This is a genomic window from Flavobacterium sp. U410, assembly GCF_053570605.1.
The window spans coordinates 50865-66296 of record NZ_JBSEFI010000022.1 but is presented as its reverse complement, the minus strand read 5'-3'; the positions used below and the strand labels follow the sequence as shown (position 1 = coordinate 66296).

At 35.4% G+C, this 15432-nt stretch carries 14 protein-coding genes; 10 read left to right on the top strand and 4 right to left on the bottom strand.

All coding sequences use genetic code 11. The features are described from left to right. Positions 1–218 precede the first annotated feature (218 nt). From trhO to ACUSJC_RS14025, 3 genes are read left to right on the top strand one after another with little or no spacing between them, the layout of a single operon-like run. Positions 219–1586 carry an oxygen-dependent tRNA uridine(34) hydroxylase TrhO gene (gene trhO / locus ACUSJC_RS14035; protein ID WP_449270191.1) on the top strand — a complete coding sequence of 456 codons (1368 nt, stop codon included), beginning with the start codon at positions 219–221 and terminating at the stop codon, positions 1584–1586. Continuing rightward, positions 1586–2827 (top strand): peptidase U32 family protein, encoded by a 1242-nt coding sequence (locus ACUSJC_RS14030; protein ID WP_449270190.1) that lies wholly within the window; start codon positions 1586–1588, stop codon positions 2825–2827. The genes trhO and ACUSJC_RS14030 overlap by 1 nt, the downstream gene beginning before the upstream one ends. Then, positions 2827–3057, top strand: coding sequence for a ferredoxin (locus tag ACUSJC_RS14025; protein ID WP_449270189.1), 231 nt, complete (start codon positions 2827–2829; stop codon positions 3055–3057). The genes ACUSJC_RS14030 and ACUSJC_RS14025 overlap by 1 nt, the downstream gene beginning before the upstream one ends. A 58-nt stretch (positions 3058–3115) precedes the next feature. Here the strand turns inward: ACUSJC_RS14025 and ACUSJC_RS14020 are convergent, their stop codons facing one another. Further along, positions 3116–3955 carry an eCIS core domain-containing protein gene (locus tag ACUSJC_RS14020; RefSeq protein WP_449270188.1) on the bottom strand — a complete coding sequence of 280 codons (840 nt, stop codon included), beginning with the start codon at positions 3953–3955 and terminating at the stop codon, positions 3116–3118. A 188-nt stretch (positions 3956–4143) separates the two neighbouring features. Between ACUSJC_RS14020 and ACUSJC_RS14015 the strand changes: the two genes are divergently transcribed. The 7 genes from ACUSJC_RS14015 (at position 4144) to ACUSJC_RS13985 (ending at position 11971) form a co-directional block, all read left to right on the top strand. After that, entirely contained in the window at positions 4144–5517 is a 1374-nt protein-coding gene (locus tag ACUSJC_RS14015) for a PSP1 domain-containing protein (protein WP_449270187.1), read from the top strand. Continuing rightward, the gene (locus ACUSJC_RS14010) at positions 5498–5992 is read left to right on the top strand and encodes a gliding motility lipoprotein GldH (protein WP_449270186.1); all 495 of its coding nucleotides are present in this window, start codon (positions 5498–5500) and stop codon (positions 5990–5992) included. The genes ACUSJC_RS14015 and ACUSJC_RS14010 overlap by 20 nt, the downstream gene beginning before the upstream one ends. Positions 5993–5997: 5 nt before the next feature. After that, the gene (locus ACUSJC_RS14005) at positions 5998–8268 is read left to right on the top strand and encodes a penicillin-binding protein 1A (protein ID WP_449270185.1); all 2271 of its coding nucleotides are present in this window, start codon (positions 5998–6000) and stop codon (positions 8266–8268) included. A gap of 29 nt (positions 8269–8297) precedes the next feature. After that, positions 8298–8999, top strand: a complete 702-nt coding sequence (locus tag ACUSJC_RS14000) for a CoA transferase subunit A (protein WP_449270184.1) — start codon at positions 8298–8300, stop codon at positions 8997–8999. A gap of 16 nt (positions 9000–9015) precedes the next feature. Further along, positions 9016–9972: a hypothetical protein gene (locus ACUSJC_RS13995; RefSeq protein ID WP_449270183.1), complete on the top strand. Its 957-nt coding sequence runs from the start codon at positions 9016–9018 to the stop codon at positions 9970–9972. A 40-nt stretch (positions 9973–10012) separates the two neighbouring features. Then, positions 10013–10672 (top strand): CoA transferase subunit B, encoded by a 660-nt coding sequence (locus ACUSJC_RS13990; RefSeq protein ID WP_449270182.1) that lies wholly within the window; start codon positions 10013–10015, stop codon positions 10670–10672. Between the two features lie 135 nt (positions 10673–10807). Then, positions 10808–11971: a class I SAM-dependent rRNA methyltransferase gene (locus ACUSJC_RS13985; RefSeq protein WP_449270181.1), complete on the top strand. Its 1164-nt coding sequence runs from the start codon at positions 10808–10810 to the stop codon at positions 11969–11971. A gap of 137 nt (positions 11972–12108) precedes the next feature. Here the strand turns inward: ACUSJC_RS13985 and ACUSJC_RS13980 are convergent, their stop codons facing one another. The 3 genes from ACUSJC_RS13980 to ACUSJC_RS13970 all read right to left on the bottom strand — a co-directional run bounded on the left by ACUSJC_RS13980 (position 12109) and on the right by ACUSJC_RS13970 (position 15428). Beyond that, complete coding sequence (locus ACUSJC_RS13980; RefSeq protein WP_449270180.1) at positions 12109–12774, bottom strand: hypothetical protein; 666 nt, start codon at positions 12772–12774, stop codon at positions 12109–12111. Between the two features lie 216 nt (positions 12775–12990). Next, on the bottom strand, positions 12991–14595 hold the full coding sequence (locus tag ACUSJC_RS13975; RefSeq protein WP_449270179.1) for a fumarate hydratase: 1605 nt from the start codon (positions 14593–14595) through the stop codon (positions 12991–12993). Between the two features lie 281 nt (positions 14596–14876). Then, positions 14877–15428 carry a transposase gene (locus tag ACUSJC_RS13970; protein WP_449270178.1) on the bottom strand — a complete coding sequence of 184 codons (552 nt, stop codon included), beginning with the start codon at positions 15426–15428 and terminating at the stop codon, positions 14877–14879. Positions 15429–15432 lie beyond the last annotated feature (4 nt).

Here is a 15432-nt window from a genome sequence, read left to right as displayed (position 1 = left end):
AATTATACCCGTAGTACATTTAGATAGTTAGAAATAAAAGTTGTGTAAATCTAGGGAGGGGCTACCCTTTTCTTATTTATTTTTTCCTTTTAGAAGACAAAAACATATCACAAAATATTTAAACATCAATAATTATCTTTTAAACAATTTATTACCTTTGCACCCGAACTTTTCCATTTAAAGTTCAAAATTATTATTTCTCACTTAAAAGTTATAGCATGCAACTGTACAACACTTTAAGCGCAGAAGAACGTGCCCGTTTAATTGATGAAGCGGGAAAAGAAAGAATCACACTTTCGTTCTATGCGTATGCCAAAATTGAAAACCCACAACAATTTCGCGACGATTTATTTTTAGCTTGGAATCCTTTAGAAGCTCTAGGTCGTATTTATGTTGCTCATGAAGGAATTAATGCCCAAATGAGTGTTCCTGCCGACCAATTTGAAGCGTTCAGAACCACTTTAGAAGAATATGATTTCATGCGTGGCATTCGTTTGAATGTGGCTCGTGAGCAAGACGATCATTCTTTTTTAAAGTTAACCATAAAAGTGCGTCACAAAATTGTTGCCGATGGATTAGATGATGCTACTTTTGATGTAACCAATAAAGGAATTCACTTAAAAGCGAATGAATTCAACCAATTATTAGACGATCCTAATACTATTGTAGTCGATTTTCGTAACCATTACGAAAGTGAAGTCGGTCATTTTAAAGGCGCCATCACACCCGATGTCGATACCTTCCGCGAAAGTTTGCCTATTATTAACGACCAACTAAAAGAATACAAAGAATCTAAAAACTTATTGATGTATTGCACCGGAGGAATTCGTTGCGAAAAAGCTTCAGCTTACTTCAAACATCAAGGTTTTAAAAACGTGTACCAATTAGAAGGTGGTGTTATTGAGTATGCTCGTCAGGTAAAAGCAGAAAACTTAGAAAGTAAATTCATTGGTAAAAATTTCGTTTTCGACAATCGTTTAGGCGAAAGAATTACCGATGATATCATTTCGCAATGTCACCAATGTGGAAAACCTTGCGATACTCATACCAATTGCGCTAACGACGGCTGTCACTTGTTGTTTATTCAATGTGACGAATGTGCTGCCAAAATGGATCATTGTTGTTCTACGGAATGTCAAGAAATCATTCATTTGCCTTTGGTGGAACAAATTAACTTAAGAAAAGGACAAAGCAACAGCAATAAAATTTTCAAAAAAGGAAAATCTGACGCTTTAAAATTCAAACATTCAGGCGCATTATCTGATGTTTCTTTGGCCAAAGCAAAACCAGAAAACGATTTACCAATTCGCCAAAAAATTGCCACTAAAAAAGTTTTGGTGGGTAATGGCGAACATTATTATTCTAAATCGCAAGTCGCTTTATTTACACTTACGAATAAAGAAATCAATACCGGTGATTTACTTTTAATTTCCGGACCGACCACTGGCGAAGTTGAATTTACTTTGGAAAAAATGTTGGTTAACGGAGTTGAAAACACTTTGGCAACAGCCGGTGATAAAATTACTATCGAATTGCCTTTTAAAATCAGAAAATCAGACAAACTATTTAAAATCACTAAGAAATAATGACTTCTACAGGAAAAATAGAATTAATGGCACCTGCTGGTAATTTTGAATCCTTACAGGCAGCTTTAGACAACGGATGTGATTCGGTATATTTTGGTGTTGAGCAATTGAACATGCGTGCTCGTGCTTCCATCAATTTTGTCTTAGAAGATTTACCGGAAATAGCGCGTCGTTGTCAAGAAAAAAACGTTAGAACCTATCTCACTTTAAATACAATTGTTTACGATCACGATTTATCGATTGTAAAAACGCTTTTAAACAAAGCAAAAGAAGCTAATATTACGGCAGTTATTGCATCAGATCAAGCGGTAATTATGACGGCTAGAAGCATTGGCATGGAAGTTCATATTTCTACCCAAGTAAATGTAACCAACATTGAAACGGTGAAGTTTTACGCCATGTTTGCCGATACAATTGTACTTTCTCGCGAATTGAGTTTACGCCAAGTAAAGAAAATTACTGAGCAAATTGAAAAAGAGCAAGTCAAAGGACCAAGTGGTAATTTAGTGGAAATCGAAATTTTCGGTCACGGTGCTTTATGTATGGCAGTTTCCGGAAAATGTTATTTGAGTTTACATTCGCACAATTCTTCTGCAAACCGTGGCGCCTGCAAACAAAATTGTCGTAAAAAATACACGGTTATCGACCAAGAAACAGGTTTCGAAATTGAAATCGATAACGAATACATGATGTCTCCGAAAGATTTATGTACGCTTGATTTCTTAGACCAAGTGATTGATACCGGAATCAAAGTTTTAAAAATTGAAGGTCGCGGTCGCGCTCCGGAATACGTAGCAACCGTTATCAAAACGTATAGAGAGGCTATCGATTCGTATTATGATGGAACATTTTCGCAAGAAAAAGTGGCAGAATGGATGGAAGCGCTAAATACGGTTTACAACAGAGGTTTTTGGAGTGGTTACTATTTAGGTCAAAAATTAGGCGAATGGAGTAAAGACCCTGGAAGTAATGCCACACAAAAGAAAGTGTACATTGGAAAAGGAATGCATTATTTTCCTAAAGCAAGTATTGCCGAATTCAAAATTGAGGCGTACGACCTTAAAAAAGGAGATAAAGTTTTAATTACGGGTCCAACAACGGGTGTACAAGAAATGGTTATCGAAGACATGATGGTTAACGACACTACTTCTGAAAAAGCGACAAAAGGCGACAGCTTAACGTTGAAACTTCCGTTTAGAATACGTTTGTCTGACAAATTATACAAAATTGTGGAAGCCTAATGGTTATTATCACCTTACAGCGAGATAAATGCATTGGTTGCAATTATTGTGTTGAATTTGCGCCCAACCAATTTCAAATGTCTAAAAAAGACGGAAAAACGGTTTTGATGAAATCGGTCAACACCAAAGGATTTCACACACTAAAATCGCCCGATCACACCATTGTAGAAGCTTGTGAATTAGCCGAAAAAGCATGTCCGGTAAATATTATATCGGTTAAAGAAACCTAAAAAAAGAACATACAAACACTTTTAAAAGCCTGTTTTTCATTCTAAAAAACAGGCTTATTTATATACCTCTTAATGTATTTGAATAAAAACCAGCTTCTTTTTCAAAAAAATTATCGTAGTATTTTGGTTTCGATTTTTCAATAGAATACACTCCAAAGAGAAAAGGGGCTTGAACATCAAAATACAAAAAGTCTAGCTTAGAAAAGAATTTCGAATTTGTTCTTAATTTTTCGAATGGTTTATTTAGAAAACTATTGATAAAATTGTAATCGTAGTATTGATATACATGTATAAGTTCATGTGCAAAAGTATCCTTATTATTTATAAATCCGGTGTTCATTACAATTGTTGTTCCTACCGTATAACCTCTGTAATTTAAAGAATGTATCTTCTCACTCGAAAAAACAAACTCACCAGTTGCTACTGTTTTTTCAAATTCAAAATGCGTGGTTGCTACAATATAACTTGTCATCAAAAAAGCAACAGGCATCAATTTATATTTAATTCTTAATTTTTCCTGAGTTGAAAATTCTATTCTGTTAAAAGCAAAAACATTCAAATGAAACTTAGAAAGCAAAGGCTTGTTTAACGTTGCATTTTCCACAAATGAAGTTCCAAGTGAATTTGTTGCTTTGGCTAACCAACTATATGAATAATCTTGTTTAACCGCTATTTCTCCAACACTTATTTTACTTACGTGAATTGTTCCTCCGCCAATAGCTCCTCTCCAAAATCCATTGGCAAAAACTTTTAATGTTTTCTCTTCTTTTCCTTTATTAATCACAGCTCCAAAACCTCCAACTACACCTCCTAATCCTATGTTATACAATGCATATTCTGACTTAGTATTTTGAGATAAAGTAATTTCACATGAGAACAAAAAAACTAAAAAACACAAAATTTTAATTTTTATCTTCATAAAAATGGAAAGAAAAATTGTTACAAAAATATTTTTTGTTAAAAATAGCACTTTTACGTATTGAAAAATGGATTTTAAACGTTATTAAATTTGTATTATCTTTACACACAAAATACACTTTTGACAAGTAGTTCCAATGAAGGAACGATCTATATATACAGAAAACTATGGCATGTAATAATTGTTCCAGCGGATCACAACAAGAAGGTGGTGTTCCAAAAGGATGTAATAATAATGGTTCTTGTGGCACTGGTGGCTGCAATAAATTATCGGTTTTTGATTGGTTATCTAACATGAGTTTACCTCAAGGTCAGGAACCCTTTGACATTGTAGAAGTTCGTTTTAAAAACGGAAGAAAAGACTTTTATAAAAATCCTGAAAAGCTGACGCTTTCTATGGGTGATATTGTTGCAACTGAATCTTCTCCGGGTCACGATGTGGGAATAATTTCCTTAGCAGGCGAATTGGTAAAAGTTCAAATGAAGAAAAAGAAAGTCGCCTTAGACGCTGAACTACCGAAAATTTACCGAAAAGCGACTCAAAAAGATGTCGACATTTGGAGTGAAGCGCGAAATCGTGAAGAACCTGTTCGTATGCGTGCTCGAGAATTAGCTATTGCTTTAAATCTGGAAATGAAAATTTCTGACGTTGAATTCCAAGGCGATGGTTCAAAAGCAACGTTTTATTATACCGCAAATGACCGCGTTGACTTTCGCCAATTAATCAAAGATTTTGCACGTGAGTTTAGCATTCGTATCGAAATGAAACAAGTAGGTTTCCGTCAAGAAGCAGCTCGTTTAGGAGGAATTGGTTCTTGTGGACGCGAATTGTGTTGTTCTACTTGGCTAACCGATTTTAGAAGCGTAAACACTTCTGCAGCGCGTTATCAACAGTTATCACTCAATCCGCAAAAATTAGCCGGACAATGTGGTAAATTAAAATGTTGTTTGAATTACGAATTAGATACGTATTTAGATGCACTAAAAGAATTTCCAGATTTGGACACTAGATTATACACCGAAAAAGGTGCGGCTAACTGCCAAAAAGTAGATATTTTCAAAGAATTAATGTGGTTCTGTTACGAAAATAATCCAGCACACTGGCACGTATTAACGGTTGAACAAGTAAAAGAAATTTTAGCCGTTAATGCAAAACACCAAAAGGTTTCTGCATTGGAAGATTTTGCTGTAGAAGACGATAAACCTATCGAAAACAACTTCCAAAATGTTGTAGGTCAAGATGCATTAAACCGTTTCGACAAACCGAAAAAACGCCCGAATAAAAACAAAAAACGCAAAACTACTGCTGATAACAATGTGGAAAATACTGCAACAAATGCAGGTGCAAATACTAATACTCGCATTGTAAAGCCAAACAAGAATAAGCCAAAACCCAACAACAACGGCAATAGCAATAGCAATAGCAATAATAAACCGAACGCTAATTCGGGAGAAAATGCTACACCTAACAAAAAAAGAAGACCTAACAATAACAACAGACAAAAACCTTCAAACAATAAAAATGCGCCTAAAAAAGACTAGTTATATCCTTTTAGCAAGTGTAGCCACTCTTTTATTTTCATGCGATAAAAAAAGAGTTTTTGACCAATATGCTAAACTTAACGGAACTTGGAGCCAAAAAGACACTGTGACCTTTTCATTTGAGCAAAAAGATACGGTTTCGGCATACAATTTGTTTTTAAACGTTCGCGATAACGCTGATTATCCGTTTAACAACTTATTTGTTATTGTTAAAATGGAAAATCCCGATAACGAAATTAAAGTCGATACATTAGAATACGCCATGGCTAATCCGGATGGAACATTAATGGGGGAAGGATTTTCAGATATCAAAGAAAATAAACTGTGGTATCAGGAAAACTTTGTATTCAAAAAGTCAGGAAAATACAAAGTATTTGTTACTCATGCTTTACGCGAAACAGGCAGCATTACCGGAGTTGAAGTTTTACCTGGAATTACAGAAGTAGGTTTTAGAATTGAAAAAACAGAAGAATAAAATATATGGCAACTAAAAAAACGAATACCAATGAATTTTCCGTTTATATCAAATGGTTTTGGAAAATCTTCCTTTTAGGAGTAGGATTTGTTGTACTCTTATTTCTTTTTGCTTCTTGGGGATTATTGGGCGAAATGCCAAGTTTTGAAAAACTAGAAAACCCCGATTCTAATATTGCAACAGAAATTATTTCTTCTGACGGGGAAGTAATTGGTAAATACTATGCGCAAAATCGCGTTCCTATCAAATTTGAAGATCTACCACCACATTTAGTAAATGCCTTAATTGCTACCGAAGACGAACGTTTTTACGAACATTCAGGGATTGATGCACGCGGAACTCTTAGGGCTGTTGTAAAGCTAGGGCAAGATGGTGGTGCCAGTACCATAAGTCAGCAATTGGCTAAATTATTGTTTCACGGCGAAGGTTCTCGTAATATCTTTTTGCGTTTAACTCAAAAAATAAAAGAATGGGTTATTGCTGTTCGTTTAGAAAGACAATATACTAAAAATGAGATATTAGCAATGTACTTCAATGAAGTTGACTTTCTATACAATGCTATCGGAATTCGTTCTGCTGCTAAAATTTATTTCAACAAAGAACCTAAAGATCTTACCATAGAAGAATCCGCAGTTTTAGTAGGTATGTTAAAAAACCCTTCTCTTTATAATCCAAAGAAAAGAGAAACCAATTCTTTTAATCGTAGAAATACCGTTTTAGGTCAAATGGTAAGAAGTGGTTTTCTTTCAGAAAATGAAAAAAACAAATTAACTAAAGATTCCATTGTTTTACATTTTAAACCTGAAAGTCACAACCAAGGAAATGCTACTTATTTCAGAGAATATTTGCGTGACTACATGAAAAAATGGGTGAAAGATCATCCAAAAGAAGACGGTACCGAATATGATATTTATCGTGATGGTTTAAAAATTTATGTAACCATCGATTCTAAAATGCAACAATATGCTGAAGAAGCTGTTGCAGAACACTTGACTAATCTTCAGACTGAATTTTTTAAATTAGCCAAAGACAATAAAAATGCTCCTTTCCTAAATATCTCAAAAGATGAAACTGAACGCATTATGATGCGTGCCATGAAATCTTCAGAAAGATGGCGTTTAATGAAAGAAGAAGGAAAATCAGAAGATGAAATTTTAAAATCTTTTGATACCAAAACCAAAATGAAAGTTTTCTCTTGGAAAGGTGAAAAAGATACAATTATGACACCTAGAGATTCCATTCGTTACTACAAACATTTCCTTCAAACGGGAATGATGGCTATGGAACCACAAACGGGACACATTAAAGCGTGGGTCGGTGGGATTAATTACAAATATTTCCAATACGACCACGTAGGCCAAGGAGCTCGTCAAGTGGGTTCTACTTTCAAACCATTTGTGTATGCAACAGCCATAGAACAATTAGGAATGTCTCCTTGTGATTCTATCATTGATGGACCATTTACCATGCCAAGAGGAAAATGGGGTATTGATTCAGATTGGTCTCCTACAAACTCCGATGGTAAATACAAAGGTATGATAACTCTACAGCACGCTCTGGCTAATTCTATAAATACAGTTTCTGCAAAATTAATTGATCGAGTAGGCCCAAAAGCTGTTGTAGACATGGCTCATGATTTAGGTGTTACTTCTGAAATTCCGACACAACCTGCCATTGCTCTGGGAGCAGTAGAGATTACAGTAAGTGAAATGGTAGGTGCTTTTAGTACGTATGCTAATCAAGGAGTGTATATTAAACCTACATTCGTTACTAGAATTGAAGATAAAAACGGGATTGTTCTTGACCAAGTTATTCCTCAAAGTAAAGACGTCATGAACAAAGATGTTGCCTATGCTATTATCAAATTATTAGAAGGTGTTACCCAATCGGGAACGGGTAGTCGTTTGCGTTGGGGTGGTTCAGGATTCCGTAATTATGATTATCGTTTTAACAACCCTATCGCCGGTAAAACAGGAACTTCTCAAAACAATTCCGATGGTTGGTTTATGGGTGTCGTACCTAATTTAGCTGCTGGAATTTGGGTTGGAAATGAAGATCGTGCCGCTCACTTCAGAAGAACCTATTACGGTCAAGGAGCAACAATGGCCTTACCTATTTGGGGTCTTTTCATGGATAAATGTTATAAAGACAAAGACTTAAACGTATCGAAAGAGGCTTTCGAAAGACCAAAAGATTTATCCATTCGCGTAGATTGTAACAAAAAAGTAGAAAAAGATTCAACGGCTATTGACGAACCGCCTACTGACGAATTCTAAAAAACTAAACCAAAAATAAATAAAACAACATGATTACTCGAAAAGTGAACAACGTTCAAGAAGCCTTACAAGGTCTCGAAAGCGGCATGACTATCATGCTTGGCGGTTTCGGACTTAGTGGTATTCCTGAAAACAGTATTGCCGAACTCGTGAAAATGGGTGTAACTGATCTTACTTGTATTTCCAACAATGCAGGGGTTGACGATTTCGGTTTGGGTTTGTTGTTGCAAAAACGACAAATCAAAAAAATGATTTCTTCTTATGTGGGTGAAAATGCCGAATTTGAACGCCAAATGCTATCCGGAGAATTAGAAGTCGAACTAACCCCACAAGGAACTTTAGCCGAAAAATGTCGTGCTGCTCAAATGGGAATTCCTGCTTTCTTTACCCCTGCCGGTTACGGAACCGAAGTGGCCGAAGGAAAAGAAACTCGTGAATTCAACGGAAAAATGTACATTATGGAACACGCTTTTCAAGCCGATTTTGCCATCGTTAAAGCTTGGAAAGGTGACGAAGCTGGAAACTTAATTTTTAAAGGAACCGCTCGTAATTTTAATGCGCCTATGGCCGGTGCCGGAAAAATCACTATTGCCGAAGTAGAAGAATTGGTTCCTGCCGGAACTTTGGACCCTAATCAAATTCACATTCCTGGAATTATGGTCAATCGTATTTTCCAAGGCGAGAAATTTGAAAAACGCATTGAACAACGTACAACCCGTAAAAAATATTAATTAATTCTATAAAAAAATGAAAAAAAAATTATTATTAATGATTGCTCTTATGGCAATCACATTACCCTATTCTTGTTCAAAAGACGACGTAAATAATGACGAAAGCAATAATCAAGAAAATAACAATGAAGGAAACAATAACGAGGAATCACAATCACAATGTGCATCTATTCAAAACTTCACAATTTCTCAAAATGGAGAAGACATTAATATAGCCATTTTGAGTACAAACACTCTGGCTATGTATTACGAATTATCAGTAATGCAAACTAATTCCGGTAACAATCCTGACTACGGACAGATTACAGCTGTTACAGAATTAAATAGCGTACAAAACAATCAAGATATAGGTCTTTATGCAGGGAGTACTTATGTAACCTATGTAAGAGCTGTTTGTACAGATGGCTCAAAAAGTAACTGGTCAACGCCAAAAGCTATCACAATAAATGAAATTTGTTATAAACCTTACGACTTACAAGCTTATGCTACTTCATTAACATGGGATAGTAATTACTCTTCAAATTCTTTGTATCAAATGCAATATGGTGTAAGTGGTTTTACTCTTGGTACAGGAACTACTTATCAAACCAATAATGAGTACTATAACGACTTTCCAATGCAAGCGAATACTACTTATGATTTTTATGTACGTGTATTTTGTAGCGACACAAATGGCTGGAGTAGCTGGTCAAATGTAAAAAGCTATTACAACCAAACAGTTCAAAATATGTGTACAACCCCTTCTAATGTTGTTTTTTATAATGAAGGAAGTGGTTATAAAAGAGCTCAATGGAATACAAATGGAGAATATAATTTTGAATATGTTATAGGTAGTTTATCAGGAAATATAAACACAATAAGTTCAGGATATTGGCCTGTATTCTATGCGCCTTCACAGACAAGTTTTTACGTAAGGGCGGTTTGTGCAAATGGAGATAAGACAGCTTGGTCAGGTCCTTGGTACACAAATTAATCAATCGTTAGTAAATTAAGTAATTGATAAACTAATTAAAATGGCACTAGATAAAAATCAAATTGCAAAACGAATTGCGAAAGAAGTAAAAGATGGTTACTACGTAAATCTAGGAATTGGAATCCCTACATTGGTGGCCAACTTTGTTCGTGAAGATATTGCTGTAGAATTTCAATCGGAAAATGGTGTTTTAGGTATGGGTCCATTTCCTTTCGAAGGTGAAGAAGATGCCGACATCATCAATGCTGGAAAACAAACCATCACAACATTACCGGGAGCTAGTTTCTTTGATTCTGCTTTTAGTTTCGGAATGATTCGTTCTCAAAAAGTAGATTTAACCATTTTAGGTGCTATGGAAGTAGCCGAAAACGGAGATATTGCCAACTGGAAAATTCCGGGTAAAATGGTAAAAGGAATGGGTGGTGCTATGGATTTAGTCGCTTCAGCCGAAAATATTATCGTTGCCATGATGCACGTGAATAAAGCAGGCGAATCGAAATTATTAAAACGTTGTTCTTTACCATTAACAGGTGTAGGTTGTGTGAAAAAAATCGTAACCGAATTAGCCGTTATTGAAGTAACACCACAAGGATTCAAACTTTTAGAAAGAGCTCCGGGTGTTTCTGTAGAAGAAATTAAAAAAGCAACTGAAGGAACACTTATCGTAGAAGGTGAAATTCCTGAAATGGTTTTAGACTAAAAAACATTTGTCATTTCGATGAACGTAGTGAAGAAAAATCACATTATGTTTGAAAGGACAAGAAAATAAAACAGCCTACAAGTAATTTAAACCTTGTAGGTTTTTTTCAATTATCAAATTGACATATTTTAAACAATGAATCCAAAAGTAATTTTAAAATCAGGCAAAGAAAAATCAATATTAAGAAGACATCCATGGGTATTTAGTGGTGCTGTTTATGGCGTTACCGAAGAACTTACCGATGGCCAATTAGTAGATGTCGTAGATAGTAACCAAAAACATTTGGGCACTGGTTTCTACAGCGATAGAGGAAGTATTGTTGTTCGATTATTGACTTTTGGAAACGAAAAATACACCGAAAACTTTTGGGCAGAAAAACTACAATCGGCTTGGGAATTACGAACTAAATTATTGAATTTGGACGTAACCAATGCTTTTCGTGTTATTCACGGTGAAGGCGATGGTATCCCCGGATTAATCATCGATTTTTACAACAACTGTTGGGTTATTCAAGCGCATTCTTCCGGGATTTTTCAGGAAATGGAAAAAATAGCAGCCGCTATTCAAGCTAATTTTTCAGATAATTGCGAAACCATTTATTGCAAAAGCTCGGGAACTTTACCGAATACCGGAACCGACTATTTTTTATTTGGAGCCAAAGAAAGCACTGTAGCCAAAGAAAACAACATTCAATTTCACGTGAATTGGGTAGAAGGTCAAAAGACAGGTTTCTTCTTAGATCAGCGCGATAACCGAAAACTATTAGGCAAATTTTCGAAAGACAAAAAAGTACTGAACACTTTTTGTTATACCGGAGGTTTTTCGATTTATGCCATGAGCGCCGGAGCCGAATTGGTAACTTCAGTAGATATTTCACAAAAAGCAGTTGATTTAGCCGCTCAAAATATGGAATTAAACTTTCCGGGAGCCAATCATAAAGCGGTTGCCGATGACGTTTTCAATTTCATGAAAGAAAACCATCAAATTTATGATGTCATTGTGTTAGATCCGCCGGCTTTCGCCAAAAGTATTAAGAGCAAACACACCGCAACGCAAGCCTACAAACGCTTAAACATTGCCGGATTAAAAGCATTAGCACCCAAAGGAATTTTGTTCACGTTTTCGTGCTCGCAAGTTATTGACGACGTCTTGTTTTACAACACCGTTGCTGCTGCTGCCATTGAAACTGGAAGAACCATTCGTGTATTACACAAATTATCACAAGGACCCGATCATCCAACGAATATCTACCATCCGGAAGGACATTATTTGAAAGGATTGGTTTTGTATGTGGAGTAGGCTTTAGTAATCAGTGGTCAGTTAAGAGTGCTTAGCATTTTTAAGATAGTTTGTCACTTCGAGCGGAGTCGAGAAGCCTCATGCATTACTTAATTCTTTATGAGATTCCTCCTCTCGTCGGAATGACAAACATTTCGCTAATTTTTTAATTCATCATCTTTTACAATTTTATCTATTTCCCATTTATCCATTTTTTCAGAATACTTACAAAAGACATGATATGTTCCGTACCATTTTAAAATTGAAAAGAATGAGTTCTGCTTATCAGGTGTGATTAAAACTCTCGTAGGAAATAAAACAGGTTTATGTGTTTCTCTATCTTTTCCTTCAAATGTTTCCGAACTTGAAACAGTTTTAATTTTCAAATTACATTTTAAAAAATCACTATGTTTTATACCTCTATTATCTAAAGAGTCAAACATATAAACATTTGTTTCTATTTTTAACTTTTCTACAAATCGAAGAGTATCAATAACAGATTGTTCATATTTTTTAAATTTATCAATTTCAATCAAAGCAATTTTTATTGCTTCTTTTTGATTTTTTCTATATTCATCCCATTCAATATCAATTTGCCTAGCAATACTATCAACCTGAAGAGAATCATAAATCTTTTCGAGATTTCTCTCGGGTAAAGGTGGTGGAGGTGGAAATAAAAGCCAAAAAGAATTGTTTAGCTCGTATTTTGTAATATCTGGCAAAACATCACTTAAAACTTCAGCTTCAAGTTCTTCATATGTTTTCTCTTTCTTTTCGCAAGAAAAAATAGAAATTGATAGTAGAATGACAAAAATGTTTTTCATAAAAACTCAACATCAAATATAAAGCCAAAATAAAAAATTAGTTTGTCACTTCGAGCATTTGATAGTAAGAGGAGTAAACAAAGTTTACGGTTATAGAAGTCTCAATCTCTTAATGAGATTCCTCCTCTCGTCGGAATGACAAAAAACATAAAAAAACCTGCTAGCTTTCACTAACAGGTTTTTACTCTATATCCTTTTCTCTTTCTTCTGAAAAAATTATTTCAAATCAACAAAGAAGTCGTTTCCTTTATCGTCAGTAATAATGAACGCAGGGAAATCTTTCACTGTAATTTTACGAACTGCTTCCATTCCTAATTCCGGGAAATCAACTACCTCAACATTCAAGATATTTTCTTTAGCTAAAATAGCTGCTGGTCCACCAATTGAACCCAAATAGAATCCTCCATATTTGGTACACGCATCCGAAACTTGTTTAGAACGGTTTCCTTTAGCCAACATCACCATGCTTCCACCGTGTTTTTGGAACTCTTCTACATACACATCCATACGTCCGGCAGTTGTGGGTCCAAAACTTCCCGATGGCATTCCTTCCGGAGTTTTAGCAGGCCCGGCATAATAAACCGGGTGATTTTTGAAGTATTCCGGCATGGGTTGTCCCGCATCCAACATTTCTTTAATCTTAGCATGCGCAATATCACGAGCAACAATCACTGTTCCGTTTAATTTCAAACGAGTTTTAACCGGATATTTAGTCAATTCGGCTAAAATATCTTGCATTGGTCTATCCAAATCAATAGTAATTGGTTCTTCCAAATGTGGTGCAACTTCCGGCATAAATTGTCTTGGATTGGTTTCCAATTGCTCTAAGAAAATACCGTCTTTATTTATTTTCGCTTTGATATTTCTATCAGCAGAACACGAAACGCCTAATCCAACCGGACAAGATGCAGCGTGACGCGGCAAACGAATAACACGAACGTCATGTACAAAATATTTACCACCAAACTGTGCGCCAATTCCGCTTTCGTGACAAATTTGCTTCACTTTCTCTTCCCATTCTAAATCACGGAAAGCCTGACCTCCCATGTTTCCAGAAGTTGGTAAATTATCATAATATCCGGCAGATGCTTTCTTAACCGCAGCTAAAGTCGCCTCAGCAGAAGTTCCTCCAATAACCAAAGCCAAGTGGTACGGCGGACAAGCCGATGTTCCTAAATCTTTGATTTTAGTTTTTACAAATTCCGTTAAGGTTTTATCGTTCAACAACGATTTGGTTTGTTGGTACAAAAATGTTTTGTTGGCAGAACCTCCACCTTTTGCTAAAAACAAAAATTCGTACGAAGCTCCTTTTTTAGTATAAATATCAATTTGAGCCGGTAAGTTTGAACCTGAGTTTTTCTCTTCAAACATACTGATGGGCACAATTTGAGAATAACGTAAATTTTTCTTTTGGTAGGTGTTAAAAATACCTTTCGACAACCACTCGGCATCATCCGTTCCGGTGTACACACTTTCCCCTTTTTTAGCCACAACAATCGCTGTTCCGGTATCTTGACAAGATGGCAATTGCCCTTCTACCGCCACCGAAGCGTTTTCTAATAAATTGTACGCCACAAAACGATCGTTATCCGTCGCTTCCGGATCGTCTAAAATGTTTTGTAAACTTTTCAAGTGTTTGGTACGAAGCATAAACGAAACATCGGTCATTGCTTCTTCGGCTAAAAGCTCTAATCCTTTGGGGTCAACCACTAAAATTTCGCGATCGCCTAATTTTTCAACAGTAACGTAATCTGAAGTAATTTTTTTGTATTGGGTGTCGTCCTTTTCAATAGGAAACGGCTCTTGATATATAAAATCCATTGTGTTTGTGTTTTGTTGCGTAAAGTTAAGGATTCTGTAATTTTGAGAAAAAGTTTTGTGTGGTTATTTGGTATATGTTTTTTAGAAGCACACATTTTAGTTTACAACTCAACAGTCGTCCCGCTATTCGCTATATCTTTTTATTTCCCTCTCGACTCCGCTCGAGGTGACAATAAAAAGGATATCGCTGCTATCGGGGCTATGAAAGACGTATAGGAATTCTAAGTAAAAATTATATTTGGTTTCATACCTGCAAGGTCTGCCTCGACCTTGTTGGTATGTTATTCTAACAAGAATTTGTTTTCTAATACTTTTTGTTTTGCATCGTGACAAAAAATATAATTTTCAACATCCGTAAAAAATACTAAAACCTCATCTTTAGCGACCAGTGTTTCTTCATGTGCTAAAACTGATTGATACGATGAAAAAGGAAATCTTTTAAAATCAATATTCAAATGATTTGCTGGATTTAGATGAACATAAACAATTACATTTTTTAAGTATTCTTCAGAATCCAATTTTATTCTTCTAAAATGTTTTTCAAACAAACTTCCTGTTCTTTTTTGTTGCTTGTTAAAGGCTTTCGCATAAGCATTAAAAAGATTAGAAAAAGCTTGAGTCACTACTTTTTCATCTTCTACAACCTGAATCACAAAGTGGAAATGATTATCCATCAAACAATAAGCATAAATGGCTACTTTATCTTTTAAATGTTTAGCCATTAGCTTTAAGAAATAAGACTTGTTTTCGTTAGAAACAAAAATAGCAGTACTATTAATTCCTCTGTTGTAGATATGATAAAACTTCTCTCTTTGTAATGTTTCTAATTTCATCTTC